The following is a 20,010-nucleotide window of genomic DNA, read 5'->3' on the forward strand; positions in this document are numbered from 1 at the left end:
TCCTTCTTTTTCATGTTCGAACCAACTACTTTAAAAGACATCGCAAAGGCCTTAGGCTTATCCACCTCCACAGTTTCCAGAGCTTTAAGAGATACACACGAAATCAGTTCAGAAACGAAAAAGATAGTATTAGCCTACGCAGAAAAGATCAATTACAAACCGAATCCTATTGCGTTAAGCTTAAAAGAAAGACGCACAAAATCTATCGGAGTTTTGGTGAGCGAAGTGGCCAACCATTACTTCTCTCAGGCCATCGGAGGAATTGAAGCGATTGCTTACGACAGAGGTTATCATGTTATCATTACACAAACCCACGAATCTTACGAAAGAGAAAAGATCAATATTCAGCATTTAGCCTCCAGAGGTGTAGATGGCTTATTGGTTTCCCTATCTGCGGAGACCAGTGATACCAATCATTTGAGTCTTTTACATGACAGGGGCTTACCGATGGTGTTTTTCGACCGGGTAGCTAAAGACATTGAAACCCATAAAATCAGTGCCAACAACGAGCAGGGTGCTTATGATGCCACCATTCAGTTGCTGGAATCGGGACGTCGTAAAATCGCACACCTGACCAGTTCAGACCACCTTTCTATCAGTATCGAACGACTAGCAGGTTATACTGCTGCATTAACTAAATATGGGATTCCGGTACAGCCCGAATATATTAAACACTGTCCGCATGGTGGCATGTTTCAAGAAGAAACCGAACAAGCTATCCGGGAACTGATGTCCTTAACAGATAAACCTGATGCTATTTTTGTTGCCGGAGACCGCCTGAGCATCGGCTGTTTAACCGTGTTGAAGAAATTCAATATTTCCGTGCCCGAAGAAATCTCAATCTCCGGATTTAGTAATTCTGATGTGCTGGACTTATTTAAATCGCCATTAAGCTCCGTCAGACAACCTGCTTATGAAATGGGATGCATGGCTACAGAAATGCTGATCAAACTGATTGAAAGCAAATATCCAGTTACAGAATTTGAGAACCGCGTATTAGATACCGAGCTGGTGATCCGGGCCTAAAGCCCCCGGCTGGCTTTACTCAATTTTGGTTAATACTTCTTTCGGGCTACTAGCTGTTAGTGTATTAAATATTAGTGGTGCAGATGCGCCTATATGAATAGCTAGTAACTTATTAACATCTTGTAGTCCACTAAAATAAGCATAACCAATTAGCCAGGAAAAGAATGGATTAATAATCCAGGGGAGATAATAAAATATATCTTTAAAATCTGGCCTTTGCTTTTTTGGAGTTTTGTGTAATTCAATTAAAGAAAATAGTTGAATTCCAACCCCTCCCAGGATAGAGAGCATAATACCTTCGTTCATATTAAACTATTTTGTTGTTAAAAGCATCAAGCAATTTCCTTAAGAAGGGCTCTTCTTTTCTATACCTTTCTCTTGTGGCAATGACAGGCATTTGTTTTCTTCCATACGATAATACGAATTTGCCCGACTCATTGAGAACCTGGATTACATCCTCATATCTCAGGCCAGCATCAGCCGAGACTTTAACAATACATTGCCATCTATTTGATGATTTATTACTTAATACAGCATATATTTTATCCTCAACATTTGGATGCCTTCTGATTTTCTTGTTTTTCATGATAATATTTTTTAACAATTCAAATATAACAAATATTATCGCATATATTTCTATTATAAATAATTATTAATTATTTGTAAAATAAGATCACCATAAAGCACGCTGCGTATTACCCGATTTTAGCAATCCGATAAGCACATCTTCTATCGCCACTTACAATGTGATCAAGACGATGGATACTTACGCCCTCCCCTAAAACATGCTTAAAAACATTCAGTTCTGCGGTACAAAAGCCCTGACAGGTTTTAGCTGCCGCACAAATCGGACAATGGTTTTCTACCAACAGGTAACCGGCTTCATCTTTACTGTATTCGGCCATGTACCCTTCTCTGGTTCTGATCTCCGCCAATTTCGCAATGCGATCTTCTAAATCCACAAGCGGTTCCAGTTCCTCGAAATAACGTTGTTTTCCAGCCTGCTCAGTTACATCAATCACTTTCTGCAAGGCTTCATCTCCCAAAGCATCCCGCATTCCGGCAATCAGCTTTACCGTTAATTCGGCATGCGTATCCGGAAACTTCGCATGACCAGCATCCGTGAGATTGAAAAATTGTTTTGGCCTCCCCACTCCGGTAGATTCATTAAATGAACTCACCAAACCCTCTTCTGTATATTTCAACAACTGTAATCTTGCGCCTTCATTGGTGATACCCAGCTCCTTCGCTATCGAAGCTGAAGTCAAAGCTCCCCTGGTTTTCAGCAACATTAAAAATCTGTTTGTCTTCATAATCTAATAAACCAAGTAATTACTTGTTATATTAACAAAAGTACTAACTTTGCCGAACTTATCAAGCCTTAAACCCGATAATAATGGCCTTTGTCCGATCAGGTAAGCAGCAGATGAGCAATTATTCAATGATTAAACCAACAGGATTATGCCAATTCAGCTACAAACAAATACCCTGACTGCTCCTTTTACAACAGCCGACTTACTGCTTGTTCCTATCGTTCCCTACTGGAACGTGCTCTTTAAGTAAGAAAAAAAACATTCCTGTTTAGCGCGGTAGTCCCCGCGTAACCATTCACTTCTGAGCCTCCGGATATCAGGAGCAGGAATCCCTATGCCCAATTTTTTATAACAACACCTTTTACACATTCAAAAAAACAACATCATCTAATGAACATTAACCCTACAAAACTACTCGCTTATCCGCTGTTAATAACCGCACTTTTCAGTGCCTGTTCCCCGGCCCGGCAACAACAGCAGGCACAGGATCTTCCTGAATTTACAGGCCTGCTGATTGAACCTACAAAAACTACAGTTGCCGTAGAATACCCGGCCATCCTCCAGGGCGAGGAAACCGTAGAAATCAGGTCTAAAGTAGATGGCTATATCGAAAAAGTATATGTCACCGAAGGAAGTCGCGTCAGCAAAGGACAGCCGCTCTTTAAAATTGATGCCAACAGTTTTCAGCAGGACAGAAATAGTAAGCAAGCTGCGGTACTTGCCGCTGAAGCAGACCTGGAAACGGCCACTATCCAGGCCGAAAGAACCAAAGCCCTGGTCGATAAAAAGATCATCAACGATTTTGAACATACTGCGGCGAAAAACATTGTACGCGTTAAAAAAGCCGCCTTACTCCAGGCAAAAGCCAATCTTTCTGCCGCCAATTCTAACCTTGCCTTTACCCATATTCTAAGTCCGATCCATGGCGTTGTGGGTAGCCTTCCTTATAAGACAGGAAGTTTAGTCAGCAGTACTTCCGAAACACCACTAACCAGCATTGCCAACACCGCAAAGATTTATGCGTTTTTCTCGCTGAGTCAGCAACAACTCGCTGATTTTTTAAACAAGTATGCTGGCAACAAGACTACTGATAAGTTTAAAAACATGCCGGAGGTTTCTTTAATCCTGGCGGATGGCAGTACCTACCCTACAAAAGGGAAAATAGAAACCCTGAGTGGCGTATTGAATGCCAGTACCGGAGCCGCAAATTTCAAAGCCGTATTTCCTAATCCCGAAGGGAAACTGTGGAGCGGTTCCAGTGCCCAATTGCGCATCCCAACCCTACTTAACCAAGCTTTAATGGTGCCTAAAAGTGCCACTTTCGAACTGCAAGGCAAGCACTTTGTATTTACCATTGATCCCAACCAGACCGTTCATCATACCGCAATTGAAGTGATGGATGCCGGAACAGAGAAAGATTTCATCGTAAGCAAGGGCTTAAAGTCCGGAGATCAGATCGTAACTGAAGGGCTCGACAAGCTCAAAGACGGTATGAAAATCAAAGCGGCAAAGCCGGTTACTAAATTATCCACTGCGGCTGCACAATTATAAAAGAGATGTTAAGAAAATTCATAGAAAACCCGGTACTGTCTACAGTCATATCGGTAATTATCGTCATACTTGGTCTCTTAGGCCTGCTTTCCCTTCCTATTTCTCAATATCCGGAAATCGCCCCGCCTACCGTGGCCGTTTCTGCTGCTTATCAGGGTGCCAATGCAGATGTGGTCATGAAAAGCGTCATCGTGCCGCTCGAAGAACAAATCAATGGGGTAGAAAACATGACTTACATGACTTCCACCGCAAGTAACAACGGAAGTGCCACCATTACGATTTTCTTTAAACAAGGCACAGACCCCGATCAGGCCGCGGTAAACGTGCAAAACCGCGTCACCAAAGCCACCAGCTTATTGCCCAACGAGGTAATTAAAGCCGGAATCACGACCAGTAAAAAACTAAGTAGTACCGCTTTTAGCTTTCTGTTATTCAGTAAAGATGGCGCTTACGACCAGAAATTTCTCGACAATTACCTGCGGATAAACATCATGCCCCAGATGAAACGAGTGGAAGGTGTAGGCGAAGCCATCATTTACGGAAATCAGGAATACTCGATGAGGATCTGGCTAAAACCCGATGCCATGGCCAGTTACCACCTGGTGCCGGATGATATTACCGCCGCTTTAAAAGAACAAAACATAGAAGCAGCACCCGGTAAAATCGGAGAAAACAGCAGGCAATCTGTCCAATATGCCTTAAAATATACCGGCCGTTTAGAAGAGCCGGCCCAATTCGAAAACATCATCCTTCGCAGTGCACAACAAGGCGGATTGGTCCGCTTAAAAGATGTGGCCAGTGTAGAGTTTGGCGCATTAGACTATACCACTAGTCTGGTGACTCAGGGGAAAGTATCCTCTGGCGGCGCCGTTAGCCAGTCCTCCGGCTCTAATGCCAGGGAATTGATCATTGCCTGTGAAAACATTTTGAAAGAAGCCTCGAAAGATTTCCCGCCGGGAGTCGAGTATCAAACCTTCTTAAATGCCAACGAATTTCTGGATGCTTCTATTGAAAAGGTAATCTATACCATTATAGAAGCTTTTATCCTGGTGTTTATTGTCGTGTTCATCTTCCTACAGGATTTCAGGTCTACTTTGATTCCTGCCATTGCCGTTCCCGTAGCCATCATCGGTACCTTTTTCTTCTTAAAGCTTTTCGGCTTTACCATTAACTTACTGACACTTTTTGCGCTGGTACTCGCCATCGGGATTGTAGTAGACGACGCGATTGTAGTGGTCGAGGCCGTCCACGCGAAACTGGATCAGGGGGCCAAATCTGCGAAAAAAGCAACCATCCATGCGATGAGTGAAATCAGCGGAGCGATTGTTTCGATCACCTTGATCATGTCGGCAGTCTTTGTACCGGTTACTTTTATCACCGGATCAGCGGGTGTATTTTACAAGCAGTTCGGATTAACCTTGGCGGTAGCGATTGTGATCTCGGCCGTTAACGCCCTTACTTTAAGTCCGGCACTCTGTGCGATCCTCTTAAAACCCCATAACCCCGACAAAGACCATCCGAAACAAGGATTTATGCCGCGCTTCTATGCCGGATTTAATGCTTCATTTGAATCCTTAACTGGTAAATATATGTCGGCAGTCAGGTTTCTGATTCGTAGGAAATGGGTTTCTGTAATGGGCATTGCCCTTTTCGGTATGATATTTTACGCCTTATTGAAAACTACGCCTACCGGTTTTGTGCCCAACGAAGATGGTGGTGCCATTTATGGAGATGTCATCCTCCCTCCTGCGGCAACCTTAGAACGTACCGAAGAAATCACCAATCTGGTAGACAGTATTGCCAGAAGCATTCCGGAGGTAGAACTTTCTTCCAGACTAGCAGGAATGGACCTGATCAATGGTTTTGGCGGTTCTTATGGCGCCCTTTTTATCCGTTTAAAACCATGGAACGAACGCAAAGGAGCACAACAGGACGTGGGCAGCATTGTAAACCAACTCTTCGCGAAAACCGCACATATCAAAGGGGCAAAAGTTATCTTTTTCGCTGCGCCAACCTTACAGGGTTTCGGAAACAGCAATGGTTTCGAAGTACAGTTACAGGATAAAACCGGTGGCAATTATGAAGCCTTTGCGAAATCTATCGGGAAATTCATGGCTGGCATCAACCAGCGTCCGGAAATTATGTATGCCACAAGTCCATTCAATATTGGTTTTCCGGAACTGGAAGTGAATGTCAATGTGGCCCGTTGTAAAGATGCAGGCGTATCCGTAAACACGGTATTGAACACGCTTCAAGGTTATTTCGGAGGAGTTTACGCTTCCGATTTCAACAAGTTCGGTAAGCAATACCGGGTCATGATGCAAAGTCATCCGGATTTCAGAGAAAAAGAAAGCGACCTGAACAAGGTATTCGTTAAAACCGACAAAGGCCTGATGGCACCGATTTCAGAATTTGTGACCTTAAAGAAAACTTATGGCCCGGAATTCATCAACAGGTTCAATCTGTTTACTTCCACCATGGTGACTGGTGTTCCCAATAAAGGATACAGTTCCGGTGATGCCATTAAGGCGATTGAAGAAGTTGCTGCCCAGACTTTAAGTCGCGGCTACACTTACGAGTTTTCAGGCTTAACCAGAGAAGAACTTTCCAGCGGCAGTCAGACGGTCATGATTTTTGCCCTATGTCTGGTCTTCATTTACTTCCTGCTGAGTGCCCAGTATAAGAGTTATATCCTGCCCTTCTCGGTATTGTTATCCTTACCAATAGGTCTGGCTGGTGCCTTTATCTTCGCCAACCTGTTTGGCATCGACAATAACATCTTCCTTCAAATCAGTCTGATCATGTTGATTGGCTTACTCGCCAAAAACGCCATCCTGATTGTAGAATTCGCCTTGATGCATAGGTTAAGTGGCAGAAGTATCGTCCAAGCCGCTTTATTAGGTGCAAAAGCAAGATTACGACCAATCCTGATGACGTCCTTCGCCTTCATTTTCGGCTTGATTCCCTTGATGCTGGCCACAGGAGCAGGTGCATTGAGCAATAAATCTATTGGTACTGCTGCCGTTGGCGGCATGCTGATCGGAACCTTATTTGGCGTATTCGTGATCCCTGTATTGTTTGTGATTTTCCAATCCTTACAGGAGAAGATCTCCGGTGCGCCTACACCAAATCACCCTCCGCGTCCAATTCCAGAAATCAACGCTTAATTCCAGAAATCAATTCATTGAAAACTTATGAAATTACTTCCACATAAAACCTTATTGCTGCTGTTTCTGGCAGCAATAAGCACCTCTTGTAAAGTCACAAAAACTTACCAGCAACCCAATACGGAAAATCAGGCTACGTACCGCGATGCCCAGCAAAAGGATACTTTAAATATGGCCGCTATGGAATGGTCTGCGGTGTTTACGGATCCCATTTTACAACAGCTAATCCGCGAAGGATTAGCTGCCAATCTGGATCTGAAAATTGCAGTAGAACGCATCAACCAGTCCAAGGCCTTGTTTAGAAGAAGCAAAGCGGCCTACCTTCCCGATTTGAAGGGAAATATCGGCTTAAAAGAATCTAAACTAGCCTACCCACAGGGATTTGGTCTTTTTAGCAGCACCACGCAGTACGATTTCGGGATCAGCAGCAACTGGGAGTTAGATATCTGGGGCAAATTAGGCAGTGCAAAACGCGGGGCGATGGCAGAACTCCTCGCCAGTGATGCCGCCAAAAGAGCCATACAAACCCAGCTAATTGCTGATATTGCCAACCATTACTACGATTTACTGACCCTGGATGAACAATTACAGGTCAGCAGAAAAACAGCTCTCAACAGAGCTCAGGACGCAGCGACCATCAAACTGTTGTTTGAAAACTCCATCTTAAACGGTGTGGCAGTGGTACAGAGTGAGGCAAACGCTTATGAAGCCGAACTGTCCATTCCAGACCTGGAACAAGAGATCCGAACCAAAGAAAATGCGTTGTCCCTACTACTAGCGCGGGCTCCCGGAGCTATCCAACGAAACTCCCTGAAGCAACAGCAATTGGTTTATGATTTGAAACCCGGCATCCCCGCACAATTACTGGCAAATCGCCCGGATGTACAGCAGGCAGAATACCTGTTTCGTGCATCATTTGAAAACAGCAATATCGCCAGAACGCAATTCTATCCGGGATTAAACATTACGGCCATGGGCGGGTTTTCAAGTTTCAGTCTGAAAGACTGGTTTAGCCATGGGAGTTTATTCGGTAATATTGCAGGAGCAATCACTCAGCCCATCTTTAACAAGGGACAAAACAAAGCGGGTTTAGCTATCGCCTTGTCTAAGCAACAGGAAGCGTTACATGGTTTTGAGCTATCGCTCTTAAAAGCGAGTCAGGAAGTATCAGATGCGCTTTCCGGTTATCAGGCAGCTGCACAAAAAGAAGAAAAACGCGCAAAACAGCTTAAAGCATTAACTCTTGCAGTGGAGTTTAATAAGGAATTGTTAAACAACAGTAAGAACACCAATTATACGGATGTACTGGCTGCGGAACAAAATCTACTGAGCGCAGAATTGAAGGGAATTACCGACCAGAGTCAGAAGTTACATGCCGTAGTAAATCTGTACCGCGCCTTGGGTGGCGGCTGGAAGTAATGCGATAAGCAGGCTATAGTACTACTATACTAGTGCTGGTTGATGAAGGGTTGAACAAGAGTTGGCGGAGGGTTCAGGAGGCTTGGTTAGGGTATATCCCTGAGCAACTCCTCATCTACCCTCCGCCAGGCCTTCATCAACCAGCACCACTATAGCATTTGTCCTCAAACGCAATATAGCCACAGCACTAAGGCATCAAGTTACTAAATTAAACTAAAAGTTATTCACTTCCGAATTGGTATTTAATTCTGATACCGGAATTGGGAAAGTATAGCGCGGATCTGACACCGGAATAGAAGCTCCTGCGCCAAATGATGGCAGTGGCGCTACTTTTCTCGCCAGGTCATTGTACCTGAAACCTTCTGCGACCAACTCAATTCTTCTTTCTTTTAGAATTGCAGCCAGCAATGCTTCCGAACTGGCAAGGACACCAAAATTATATGCCGGATCGGAACGGTGACGAATTGCATCCAGCAAGGTTCTGGAACGAACCAGGTCACCTCCAGGTCTCATCGCCTCTGCTTCTGCAACAATCAGCAGCACTTCGGCATACCTGATGATCGGCACGAAATCAATAAAGGGAGCCACGTTGCTCATTTTCTTTGGAAAACTATAGATGGTTCCACCAACGCTGGCACTTCCGGTTAAGGCCGATTTCCTGACGTCTGTAGCCGGCCATGCAGGATCTGCATAAATTCCGGCACCAGTTCTGTTAAATCCATACTCGAGATTACCATTACCAACACCAAAATAATAACCGATCTGATTTTGAGTACCCGGCGAATTTGTATCCGCAAAAGGGAAAGAAAAGATAGATTCTGAAGTGGTATAAGGTGCCGCAAACACAGTCACCAGACTTGCTTGTAAAGCATGTGGAGTTCTGGCGGTATTGACAAAAGGTGCCGCCTGAGGAACCAGTTTATTTCCTTCTTCCAATGCTTTCGCATAATTACCCATCACTAAATACACCCTTGCTTTTAAGGCAATCGCGGTGTTTTTATGTGCTCTGGTGGTATTGGACAGCGCTCCCTCATAGCCATTGGGCAAGCCTGCTTCGGCTTCATCCAGGTCTTTTAACACCTGGGCATAAATTGCGGCAACGGTACTACTTTTTAAGGCATTATTGGCCAGAGAAGTTTCCGGAACAAGGCGTAAAGGCATTCCTCTGGAAGCCCCGTTGTCTGCGGCATAAGGCCTGGCAAAAATCTGAATCAGGGAGAAATAGCACAATGCTCTGATGAATTTCGCTTCTCCTGCATAATTGCTACTGAGCGCAGGCGGGAGTGCTCCTCCATTATCCGCCAGTCCTTTCAGAAATAGATTAACCGAGTTGATGGTTAAATAGCCTACCGACCAAAAGTTGCTCACATAAGTATCAGAGGCCACATTTGTACCCTGATAAACCGTATATCCCGTCACGCCATTACTGGTACGGTTGGTATATTCTTCTGCCCGGATGTCATTGTAGATCGAATAACGGCCGCCAAATAAAGCTCCGGATTTCGCGGAAACATATAAGCCGTTGACCTGAGCCAGAACCCTTGTCGGATTGGTAAAAGCATCCGCTTCGGGTAAGGAAAGCTCTGGTGCCGCGGTTAAGAAATCCTTTTTACAGGAAGAAATGCTGGTCACCAGAGGAATTAAAAACATAGCCACTATGACTAGCTTCAATTTAGAGGTATTTATATGAAAAGTTTTCATGAATGTTATCGTTAAGTGTTATAATCCTAAACTAAGACCAAAGGTGAAGGCCCTTCCCTGAGGAATCGTATTACGTTCTACCCCACTGGCAAGATTGGAGTTACCATTGGTAGAAATCTCCGGGTCTACCCCCGAATAGTTCGTAATGATAAAGGCATTATTTACCGAAGCGTAAACCCTGATCCGGTTGATTCCTGCCTTAGCAAAAAGGTTCTTTGGCAAGGTATAGCCCAGCGTTGCGGATTGCAAACGCAGGAAATCACCCTTCTCGACATTGTCGCTGATGGCAAAAGAAGAACCGTTAGACACGTTATCAGAATACACCGTTCTTGGAACCGGGGTCACCTGCCCTGGTGTAGTCCAGGCATCTAAAACCTCTGTAGAGTTGTTCCAGAAACGCTGATCTAATAAACCCGCACGGGAACCGTTGTAGATGTAATTTCCTCCGGAATAGGTAAACAGAATATTCAGGTCGAAGTCGCCATAGTTGAAGGTATTGTTAAAACCGCCATACCATTTTGGCAAGGTATTTCCAATCACCTGAGCATCCCCGGCCGGACCAGGCGCTCTGGTTCCATCCAGGTAAGTCCAGGAATTGGCACCTCCCTGATGTAAATATTGCACCTCGCGACCAGCGGCATTGATAAAAATCCTTCTCCCGTTTTCAGGATTCACGCCATTGGTTTTAACCGCAAAAATACTAGCTACCGAATACCCTGCTTTGGTCACATTGGCGGATTCCAATCCCCCTGTTGAACCCACAATCTGAGTCACATTGGGATCTAATGCGGTCACTTCATTTTTAATCGTAGTCAGGTTAAAATTTACTTTCCAGCTAAACTTGTCTGTTTTTACCGGAATACCGCCGATGCCTAACTCAAAACCTTTGTTATACATCGCACCAACGTTGGCCAGAATACTACCCCCGGGAATCCCTTTAGAAGGTGCCTGAGGAACGGCCAGAATCAAACCATCAATATTCTTATAGAAATAATCAGCCTCCAGGGTTAAGCGATCTCCAAACATCCCTACGTTCAATCCGATATCGGTTTGTGTACTGGTTTCCCAGGTCAGGTCTTTATTCCCTGCATTAGCATAAATCCAGGCAAAAGGAATCGCACCATACAAAGCCGGCCCGTAAGTGGTGTATTCATTGTAAGCACCCACATTACCGTTACCTACCTTACCATAACTTGCCCTTAATCTCAGGCTGTTCACAAAACTCCCCAATGACGAAGCTTTGAAGAAATTCTCTTCCGAAATAGACCATCCAATGGATCCACCCCCAAAGTTACCCCACTGTCCGCCTCTGGCTAACCCCGAGTTACCGTCTCTTCTAAAGTTACCACTTAAGAAATATTTCCCTAGGTAGTTGTAACTTGCACTGGCCAGATAGGCCTCAAAAGCAATCTGATTGATACCATTTCCACCAGGTGTATTCGTGACATAAGTTCCCTGAAACTGATCAAAGAAAGTTGGATCCCCGAGTCCGGAACGTACCGCACCCCAGTTTACCGTTCTTGTTTTCTGAACATCAGAACCCAGCGTTACATTCAGGTGATGAACCCCCTTAAAGGACTTGTTAAATTGCAGCATATTGATCAGATTCCAGTTATTCCGCCTTGCCGTATTGTTGTAGGCCTGTCCGCCAGGTGTATAGCCATCTCCTTGTACAGGATTTAAGAACTGCAGGTTTTCGGTGTTACTCTTATCCCAGGAAAAACTCGTTTTAAAGATCAATTCCGGTAAGAGCTTCACTTCTGCGCCCAGGTTAGTCAGGAAACGCGTCGTTTCCGAAGTATTCATATCCTTATCAATTAACACCCTCGGATTTGCCCAGCTGGTTGCCAATAGATTTTTGTTATTGCCATTGGCGGAAAAGGCCACATTATAACTTCCATCAGGATTTAGGGGCGCGATATTCGGAGCGATAGCCACCGCAATACGTCCCAATCCAGCGGAGTTAAACGCAGATCCCGGAGATGAGCCACTATTTGGTGCCTGGTTTGTGCTGTTGTTATAGTTCATATTCAAATTCAGCGTCAACCAATCCGTTGCTTTATGCGTTAAATTTACCCGACCAGAATTCCTGCTGAACTCATTCTTTTTAAGGAATCCATTCTGAGCAGAAATACCCGCCGAAGCATAATAAGTAGTTTTATCGGTTCCACCGCTCAATGTTAAGTTGTGGTTGTTCGAATAGGCTGTCCGGTAAATTTCATCATACCATTTGGTATCAATCATGGAACCATCGGCATTAAAATCAGGGAAGAAAGCATTTCCGGCAGCATCTCTTTGTGTGGCACCAACCACGTTTGGATTTAAGGCCAGGGCATTTTTCAAAGCTCCGTTCTTCACATCCATATACTGCTGCGCATTTAACAATTCCGGTAAACGAACCGCATTGTTAATCCCAAACCAGCCATCATACGTGATTTTTGTGGTTCCTGATTTCCCTTTTTTAGTGGTGATCACCAATACACCCGCTGCGGCTCTGGAACCATATAAGGCTGTAGAAGCCGCATCTTTCAGAATGTCAATAGATTCAATATCTGCCGGATTGATGTCCCCAAGCGTGTTATTCGTTGCTGAATTCGCTGAAGCATCGCCGGAAGGAAAAGGTATTCCGTCTACAATGATCAAGGGGAAGGAGCTCAAAGAGATGGAGCTGACACCCCGTACCCTAATCACAGGTGGGTTGTTTAATAAACCATTCGGCGAAATGATACTCACACCTGCGGCCTGTCCGGCCATCCCCTGTACAAAACTCTGAACCGGCTTATCTTTCAGATCCTCTCCTTTAAGGCTAACCGCAGAACCCGTAAAATCTTTCTTCTTCATCGTTCCGTAACCGGTTACCACCACCTCTGTTAAATCCTGAGATTCCAGAGTTAACACGGCATTGACCAGTCCGGATACAGGGATGGCTTTGTTTTGGCTGATGTAGCCCAGATAAGAAAATTCCAATCCCGTTACTCCGGAAGGAACTTTAAGCAGGTATTTACCGTCCGCGCCGGATTGAGTACCTCCTTTAACACCGCGGAATTTGATCGTTACTCCGGGAAGCGGCTTTCCGTCGCCCGCGTCTGTAACTGTTCCTCTGATTGTCCTTTCCTGGGCCATTGCCGTTGCGGCAACGAACAGGAGAAGAAACAAACTTTGTAAAAGTTTTTTCATAAAATAGTAATTTAGGTTATTTAATAGTCGGTCTAATTTAGCTAACCTTTCAGACCGTTTTCCTCCTGAGCACCAAGATGTCGCTATATTGCACATCTCAAAACAAAGCACGTAACATACTGAACAACTGATATTTACAATCAACCTACTGCTAAATACCAGGCTGTATGCTGATGCCCCTTCCTCCTGTAAATTCCATAAATAAAGGCGTACAATTCAAGCGATTACAGTCCTGTCTAAAATAATTTACTCAAAGTCTAGGGATTTAGTAGTGTATTTTAATTACCTTTGCTGGCGAAACGATTATATGTTCAAGTAAAGACACGATTATGTATCCAATTCTACTTCAAACTTTTCCTCAGGCAGCATCTTTTGCCTGCTTAATTTCCAATGTTCCTGCAACACGCCGAATGTGTTGTTGCCCGGCCTAAGCCTGTAGATTTTCTTTAGATTGACCTCAGCACCGGTTTCCGGTGAGGGAAAACTATTGCCCAAATTTTCTACCCGAAACATTCATTGAAGCCCCTTTTCACCTGGCCCTTAGGAGCTGGGAATCAGCGGAGCTAAATCCTATTATCAACCATAAAATATTCAAATGAAAACAAGATTATCTATTTTATTCCTGTTCTTATTCATTTCATTCGCAAATGCTCAGGAGTTTTATAAAGTGAGCGGCACCGTGATTGAAAAAGGAACACAACAGCCGCTTCCTGGAGTAAGCGTATTGGTTAAAGGTGCTAAAGTTGGCACCACCACAGACCATAACGGAAACTTCAGTATCCTACTCCCAAAAGAACAAGAAACCCTGATCTTTTCTTTCCTCGGTTTTACCAGTCAGGAAATTGCTGCAAAAGCAGGAGACCAATTAAAAGTTACCCTTGCCGATGCGGCCAATGATTTAGATGAGGTAGTGGTTGTCGCTTATGGTACGTCTAAAAAACGAGACATTACCGGCGCTGTATCCCGCATCAATGGCGAGCAATTGCAAAACAGACAAGTTTCCAACATCACCAAAGCACTACAAGGACTGGCACCAGGTGTACAGGCTGTGGCTTCCAGTGGACAACCGGGAACCTCGGCTACCATCCGGATCCGTGGTATTGGCTCGATCAATGCTTCCAGCGCTCCGCTTTATGTGGTGGATGGCAATCCTTATTCAGGCGATCTGAGTGCGATCAACCCTGCCGATGTAGAATCGATCAGTGTGCTAAAAGATGCGGCTTCCAGTGCTTTATACGGTTCCAGAGGTGCAAATGGGGTGATCATCATCACTACCAAATCCGGCAAAAGAAACGGTGAAACGCAGATTAACGCGAGCTTTTCGCAAGGCGTTTCAGACCGCTCAGTGAAAGATTACAAACAGGTCACTACCGACCAGTATTTTGAGAACTTCTGGTTAGCCGTTAAAAACAAACAAAAGACCTCTAACCCAACTTATACAGATCAACAAGCCGGAGAAGCTGCCAGCAGACAATTGATCGGTGATTTAGGGATTAACCCTTATGGTATCAATTTCCCGAATCCTGTAGGATTGGATGGAAAAATCGTACCGGGAGCAGTGGCTTTATGGGACGATAACTGGGGCGAGGCTACCGAACAATCGGCCAGAAGAACACAGGCCGACCTGAGTTTTAGTGGTGGTGGCGAAAAAAGCCAGTACTTTATCTCCGGTGGTTACCTGAACGATCGTGGTATCGCCATTGGTTCAGGATTTAAACGCTATAACACCAGAATAAACCTGACTACACAAGCCAAAAAATGGTTAACCGCAGGTTTAAACCTATCCGCTTCCAACAGCGTACAGGATTACCCAACTTCGGAAGATAGCAATACGGCCAATGTGATTCAATATTCCAGAGCCATTCCAAGCTTTTACCCGATCTATGAACACAACCCGGATGGTTCTTTTAAACTAGACGAAAACAATCAAAAGATCTATGATTTTGGTGCTTACCGCCCAAGTTCAGCCATCCCAAAAAGCAATCTTCCTGCAACAGTTGGCCTGGATAAATCAGAAATCATGAGAGACAATGTTTCTGCCAGAACTTTCTTAGAAGCCACGATCCTACCGGAATTAAAGCTAAAAACCACCTATAGTGGTGATTTCCAGAACTACAATTCTCATTCCTACAGCAATCCTTTGTTAGGCGATGGAAAAGAAAACGGTGGTAGCGTTTCTAAATCAAACACCAGAACGTATTCCTGGACCTGGAACAACGTAGCCACTTACGATAAAACCTTTGGTGATCACCACCTGAGTGTTTTAGCCGGACAAGAGCTTTACAAATACAATTACCGCGTCATTTCCGGTTCCCGCCAGCGCTTTGTGCTTCCTGGTTTTTATGAACCTGATGCCGCTGCACAGTTAACCGGTTTTAGTGGTAACTCTATTGATTACACCCTGCTGAGTTTCTTCGGAAGAGCAGAATATGACTACAAAAAGAGATACCTTTTCTCTGCCTCTTTAAGATCTGACGGAACTTCAAGATTCTCGCCAGAACAACGCTGGGGAACCTTCTGGTCTCTGGGTGCTTCCTGGAAACTTAAAGAAGAAGAGTTCCTTAAAAACACGAACTGGTTGAGTAACTTAACCCTTAGAACCAGTTATGGCGCACAGGGGAATGACAATATCGGTACCTATTACGCTTACAAAGGACTGTACAGAATCATCAGCAACCTTGGCGAAAATGGATTGGTGAGCTCCAGACTTCCAACACCAGACCTGAAATGGGAATCTAATTTAAACCTTAATGTGGGTGTTGATTTCGGTATTTTCAACGACCGCATCAATGGTAGCATTGAATATTTCGACAGAAGATCTAAAGACCTGTTGTTTAGTCGCCCGATAGCCCCTTCACTTGGATTTAGTGCTATTGATGAAAACATTGGTGCCTTAAAAAACCAGGGTATTGAATTATTAATCAACGCGGTTCCGGTACGTACTACAGATTTCAGGTGGACCATCAGTCTGAATGCAACCCATTATAAAAACACCATTACCGAATTACCAGGCAATAAAGATATCTTATCGGCCACCAAAATTATGCGTGTTGGCGGGACCATATCCGACTTCTATCTGAAAGAATGGGCTGGCGTAAATCCTGAAAACGGAGATCCGCTTTGGTATAAAAACGATGCAAGTGGCAACAAAATCACCACAAACGATTATACCTCAGCTACACAATACTACCAGGGAAGCTCTTTACCTGACCTAACCGGTGGTATTTCCAATACCTTCAACTACAAAGAGTTTGAAATCTCTGCTTTACTGAGCTATAGCATTGGTGGTAAAATACTCGACAATGATTATGTTGGTTTAATGCATACCGGTAGTTCAATTGGCCGCCCATGGTCTACAGAAATATTAAACCACTGGACTCCGGAAAACCCAAACACCAATGTTCCTAAACTGACTACAGACGATAAAGGCTGGACGCAAGCCTCTACCCGCTTCCTGTACAGTGGTACTTATGCGCGATTGAAAAACCTGACCCTGGGTTACAGTCTGCCGAAAGCCCTGGCCAACAGATGGGGTTTAGCGAACCTGAAACTGACCCTAACCGGAGAAAACCTGCTGACTTTTTACGGTCATAAAGGAATGGATCCGGAGCAAACGATTGAAGGAACTACTTATTTCCGTTACCCTTCTATGCGCACCCTATCTGCCGGTTTAAACCTTACTTTCTAATTTAACTCTACGACAATGAATATCAAAAATATCACCTATATAGCGGTTACAGCCCTTTTACTCCCTTTTCTGGGTTGCAAGAAAGAGCTAACCACCAGCCCTACCACATCCGTAGATGAGGCGGTGGTGTATGCCAATGTTGACAATATCGAGACGGTTCTGAACGGAACCTGGGCTTATATGCACGAAACTTATTTCACCCTGGCCAATCCTGGATATACCACCATTTTAAGGAACAGCGACGCCATGGGAAATGATGTAGCCATTATCCAAAACAAATACGGCTATAGAGATGCCTATAACTTTACCATCGCCAACAGCCCAAACCGTTTAAGCGCCATCTGGTCGATCCTGTACAAAGTGATCGACAATACCAATAACATCATTACCAAAATCGACGCATCGGCAGGTTCTGCAGATAAAAAAGCAAGGATTAAAGGTCAGGCACTAGCTTTAAGGGCCAACAGTTATTTAAACCTGGTTACTTTTTACCAGTTCAATTACCAGTTAAACCCACAGGCAAAAGCAGTTCCTTTGTACACTACGCCTACACTTCCAAATTCAGTAGCGAAGCCAAAAGCAACCCTGGAGGAAATCTATCAGGTAATTATTGCCGACTTAACACAAGCTGAGGCTTTATTACCCGCTTATATCCGTCCAAATACCACCAAATACAAAATCAATATTGATGTGGTGCATGGTCTTTTAGCGAGAACTTACCTGAATATGGGTAAATGGGATCTGGCCGCAGAACAGGCTTTAGCAGCAAAGAAAAACTACACCTACATGCCTGTAGATGAATATGCGAATGGCTTTAACGACCTTAAAAACAGCGAATGGATCTGGGGTCAAGGTCAGCAACCGGACCAGAGTAATGCCAGTTATACCTTCCATTTCCTGGATGTGAGCAGTTCTTCTTCTTACTATTACAGCTTCATGGCAGACCCGAATTTCAAAAAACTATTTGATGCCACAGACATCAGAACGAAACTGTTTTTATGGGACCCACTGCCAGGTAGAGAAGGTTATTTAAGATACCAGAAGTTTAAATTCCGCCCGGATGTAACCGGAGATATCGTGATGATGCGTTCCGCAGAAATGACGCTAATCGCTGCGGAAGGCTTTGCCAGAGCTGGCAATCTACCTAAAGCATCAGAAACCTTAAATGAATTACTGACCGCCAGAAAAGCGACGCCATTTGTTTTAGGCGTACAATCTCAGGAAGCAGTGATCGCCAACATCCTGATCGAAAGAAGAAAGGAACTTTGGGGAGAAGGTTTTGGAATCTCAGATATCCTGAGAACACAGGCTTCCGTTATCAGGAAACCAGCTTTAGGCGCAGATGGACAACCGTTAAAAGTAACCATCATTGGTGCTGATGGCCTGCCTAAGGAAGTATTTGCCAAACAACATACCACCTTGAAATTCCCGAACGGCAAGGACTTCGTACCAAACAGCCCTTATTACCTGGTTCCACTCCCAATCGCGGAATTAAACAACAATGGTAATCTGGAAAACTAATAGACAAAGATAATACCCTATAATACCCACCTATGAAAAAGGGCTGTTCCGATGAAATTCGGACAGCCCTTTGTTTATTTTAAACCATTATGCTTGTTTCGTTCGTTAAACCGCGTCTGACAAAGAAGTAAAGGTAAAGTCCCTGATCTTCAAAGGAGGTAGCAGGTAGTTCGAATTTGATTCCGCACTCACCGTTCTTTCCGTTTTCCCCATTTCTTCCAGGTTATTAAGCATGATAATCGGGCTTTCATTGAACCGGAAGTTCTTCACCGGAAACTTGATCTCCCCGTTCTCAATGTAAAAAGTACCATCTCGGGTTAAACCTGTCAGCAGTAAAGTTTGCGGATCTACCGAACGGATATACCACAATCTGGTGACCAATATTCCCTTCTCCGTCCCTTTAATCAGCTCTTCCAGCGATTTATCACCACCCAACATGATTAAGCCATCAGGCGAAGGCAATGCTTTAATCCCTGTCTTTTCTGCCCAGTACCTGGAAGCATACAGGTTTTTAACCACCCCTTTTTCTATCCAGTTCACCTTCTGCTGCGGTCGGCCATCCCCCGACCAGGTTGCGCCCGGCAATTCTTTATTCCATGGATCTGAAAACACGTTTACGCGTTCATCCAGCAACTGTTCTCCTACTTTGGTCTTCCCACCAGGCTTGCTCATCGAACTCCTGCCTTCATCGGCGGTACGGGCATCCAGATCAAAAAACAGGTTTTCCAGCATCACCGCCACTGCGGTAGGCTCCAGAATCACGGTATATTTACCCGGCTCAATGGCCTTCGCGGTTACCGAAGCCATGGCTTTTTTTGCGGCTACTGCGGTATCCGTTTTGGTATCCAGCTTGCTGAAATCATTATAACCTCTGGTCGCATAACCAGATCCTTTCCCGTCTGCTGTACGGATGGTGATGTTAAAAGCCACATCCGTGCCTTTATTATAGGCAAACAGGCCTTTACTATTCATCATGGCCGAAAAACCCGACTGATTAGAAAGGAAACCCGCTGCGTTGAGCTTGTTCTTTTTCGCCTGATCCAGACTTGCAGCTACCGCATCTGCCCTTTCCTTCGGCCCTATAGCGGCTGTGATTTCAGAAAAGGTAGGAGAATCCGGTCCATATTCCTGAGGCCCTAAAAAGGACATAAACTCCGGGTTTTCCGGTGCCAGCTGTGCCAGTTCTTCTGCCCTGCGCACCACCTTTTCCAGGGAAGCATCATCAAACTCATTGATGGTAGCCACCCCTGATTTCTTTCCAAAGGCGGAATTCACCACCAGACTTTGGGTACTGGAGCCTCCGCTGGTAGACACAGAACTTCTTGCATACCGGATATTTCCTGAATCTGATCCACCAAGATTTACTTCACATTCATCTGCTTTTGAGTAGCTGAGTACTTTCGTTAACAGCGCCTTAGCTTGTTCTTTAGTTAGTATTGCCATGATT

Annotated in this window: 12 protein-coding genes; 6 read left to right on the forward strand and 6 right to left on the reverse strand. The window is 44.6% G+C overall.

Annotated features, from left to right (window positions below; translation table 11 throughout):
• Positions 1-12: 12 nt before the first annotated feature.
• The gene (locus R2Q66_RS10330) at positions 13-1,026 is read left to right on the forward strand and encodes a LacI family DNA-binding transcriptional regulator (protein ID WP_316748536.1); all 1,014 of its coding nucleotides are present in this window, start codon (positions 13-15) and stop codon (positions 1,024-1,026) included.
• Between the two features lie 15 nt (positions 1,027-1,041).
• Here R2Q66_RS10330 and R2Q66_RS10335 read toward each other — a convergent pair whose 3' ends face one another.
• The 3 genes from R2Q66_RS10335 to R2Q66_RS10345 form a co-directional block, all read right to left on the reverse strand.
• Positions 1,042-1,332, reverse strand: a complete 291-nt coding sequence (locus tag R2Q66_RS10335; protein ID WP_316748538.1) for a hypothetical protein — start codon at positions 1,330-1,332, stop codon at positions 1,042-1,044.
• A 1-nt stretch (position 1,333) separates the two neighbouring features.
• Entirely contained in the window at positions 1,334-1,612 is a 279-nt protein-coding gene (locus R2Q66_RS10340) for a hypothetical protein (protein WP_316748540.1), read from the reverse strand.
• Positions 1,613-1,721: 109 nt separating this feature from the next.
• Entirely contained in the window at positions 1,722-2,339 is a 618-nt protein-coding gene (locus tag R2Q66_RS10345) for a metalloregulator ArsR/SmtB family transcription factor (RefSeq protein WP_316748542.1), read from the reverse strand.
• A 390-nt stretch (positions 2,340-2,729) separates the two neighbouring features.
• Here R2Q66_RS10345 and R2Q66_RS10350 point away from each other — a divergent pair, with 390 nt between their 5' ends.
• Genes R2Q66_RS10350 through R2Q66_RS10360 form a run of 3 tightly spaced genes read left to right on the forward strand, consistent with a single transcriptional unit; the run spans position 2,730 to position 8,476 of the window.
• On the forward strand, positions 2,730-3,890 hold the full coding sequence (locus tag R2Q66_RS10350) for an efflux RND transporter periplasmic adaptor subunit (protein ID WP_316748544.1): 1,161 nt from the start codon (positions 2,730-2,732) through the stop codon (positions 3,888-3,890).
• Positions 3,891-3,895: 5 nt separating this feature from the next.
• Positions 3,896-7,057: an efflux RND transporter permease subunit gene (locus R2Q66_RS10355; protein WP_316748545.1), complete on the forward strand. Its 3,162-nt coding sequence runs from the start codon at positions 3,896-3,898 to the stop codon at positions 7,055-7,057.
• Positions 7,058-7,084: 27 nt separating this feature from the next.
• Entirely contained in the window at positions 7,085-8,476 is a 1,392-nt protein-coding gene (locus R2Q66_RS10360; RefSeq protein ID WP_316748547.1) for an efflux transporter outer membrane subunit, read from the forward strand.
• A 213-nt stretch (positions 8,477-8,689) separates the two neighbouring features.
• Here R2Q66_RS10360 and R2Q66_RS10365 read toward each other — a convergent pair whose 3' ends face one another.
• Together R2Q66_RS10365 and R2Q66_RS10370 are read right to left on the reverse strand one after the other, a co-directional pair.
• Positions 8,690-10,177: a RagB/SusD family nutrient uptake outer membrane protein gene (locus R2Q66_RS10365; RefSeq protein WP_316748548.1), complete on the reverse strand. Its 1,488-nt coding sequence runs from the start codon at positions 10,175-10,177 to the stop codon at positions 8,690-8,692.
• A gap of 18 nt (positions 10,178-10,195) precedes the next feature.
• Positions 10,196-13,354 (reverse strand): SusC/RagA family TonB-linked outer membrane protein, encoded by a 3,159-nt coding sequence (locus R2Q66_RS10370; protein ID WP_316748549.1) that lies wholly within the window; start codon positions 13,352-13,354, stop codon positions 10,196-10,198.
• A 595-nt stretch (positions 13,355-13,949) separates the two neighbouring features.
• Here R2Q66_RS10370 and R2Q66_RS10375 point away from each other — a divergent pair.
• Positions 13,950-17,042, forward strand: a complete 3,093-nt coding sequence (locus R2Q66_RS10375) for a TonB-dependent receptor (RefSeq protein ID WP_316748551.1) — start codon at positions 13,950-13,952, stop codon at positions 17,040-17,042.
• A gap of 15 nt (positions 17,043-17,057) precedes the next feature.
• The gene (locus R2Q66_RS10380) at positions 17,058-18,563 is read left to right on the forward strand and encodes a RagB/SusD family nutrient uptake outer membrane protein (protein ID WP_316748553.1); all 1,506 of its coding nucleotides are present in this window, start codon (positions 17,058-17,060) and stop codon (positions 18,561-18,563) included.
• A 105-nt stretch (positions 18,564-18,668) separates the two neighbouring features.
• Here the strand turns inward: R2Q66_RS10380 and R2Q66_RS10385 are convergent, their stop codons facing one another.
• A complete protein-coding gene (locus tag R2Q66_RS10385; RefSeq protein WP_316748555.1) occupies positions 18,669-20,006 on the reverse strand; it encodes a TldD/PmbA family protein in 1,338 nt (445 codons plus the stop codon).
• Between the last annotated feature and the right edge of the window lie 4 nt (positions 20,007-20,010).

Source organism: Pedobacter gandavensis, from assembly GCF_032677645.1.
Taxonomy (GTDB): domain Bacteria; phylum Bacteroidota; class Bacteroidia; order Sphingobacteriales; family Sphingobacteriaceae; genus Pedobacter; species Pedobacter gandavensis_A.

Coding starts and splice junctions, on each gene's coding strand:
- R2Q66_RS10330 (WP_316748536.1), top strand. CDS start 13: ATGTTCGAACCAACTACTTTAAAAGACATCGCAAAGGCCTTAGGCTTA.
- R2Q66_RS10335 (WP_316748538.1), bottom strand. CDS start 1,332: ATGAACGAAGGTATTATGCTCTCTATCCTGGGAGGGGTTGGAATTCAA.
- R2Q66_RS10340 (WP_316748540.1), bottom strand. CDS start 1,612: ATGAAAAACAAGAAAATCAGAAGGCATCCAAATGTTGAGGATAAAATA.
- R2Q66_RS10345 (WP_316748542.1), bottom strand. CDS start 2,339: ATGAAGACAAACAGATTTTTAATGTTGCTGAAAACCAGGGGAGCTTTG.
- R2Q66_RS10350 (WP_316748544.1), top strand. CDS start 2,730: ATGAACATTAACCCTACAAAACTACTCGCTTATCCGCTGTTAATAACC.
- R2Q66_RS10355 (WP_316748545.1), top strand. CDS start 3,896: ATGTTAAGAAAATTCATAGAAAACCCGGTACTGTCTACAGTCATATCG.
- R2Q66_RS10360 (WP_316748547.1), top strand. CDS start 7,085: ATGAAATTACTTCCACATAAAACCTTATTGCTGCTGTTTCTGGCAGCA.
- R2Q66_RS10365 (WP_316748548.1), bottom strand. CDS start 10,177: ATGAAAACTTTTCATATAAATACCTCTAAATTGAAGCTAGTCATAGTG.
- R2Q66_RS10370 (WP_316748549.1), bottom strand. CDS start 13,354: ATGAAAAAACTTTTACAAAGTTTGTTTCTTCTCCTGTTCGTTGCCGCA.
- R2Q66_RS10375 (WP_316748551.1), top strand. CDS start 13,950: ATGAAAACAAGATTATCTATTTTATTCCTGTTCTTATTCATTTCATTC.
- R2Q66_RS10380 (WP_316748553.1), top strand. CDS start 17,058: ATGAATATCAAAAATATCACCTATATAGCGGTTACAGCCCTTTTACTC.
- R2Q66_RS10385 (WP_316748555.1), bottom strand. CDS start 20,006: ATGGCAATACTAACTAAAGAACAAGCTAAGGCGCTGTTAACGAAAGTA.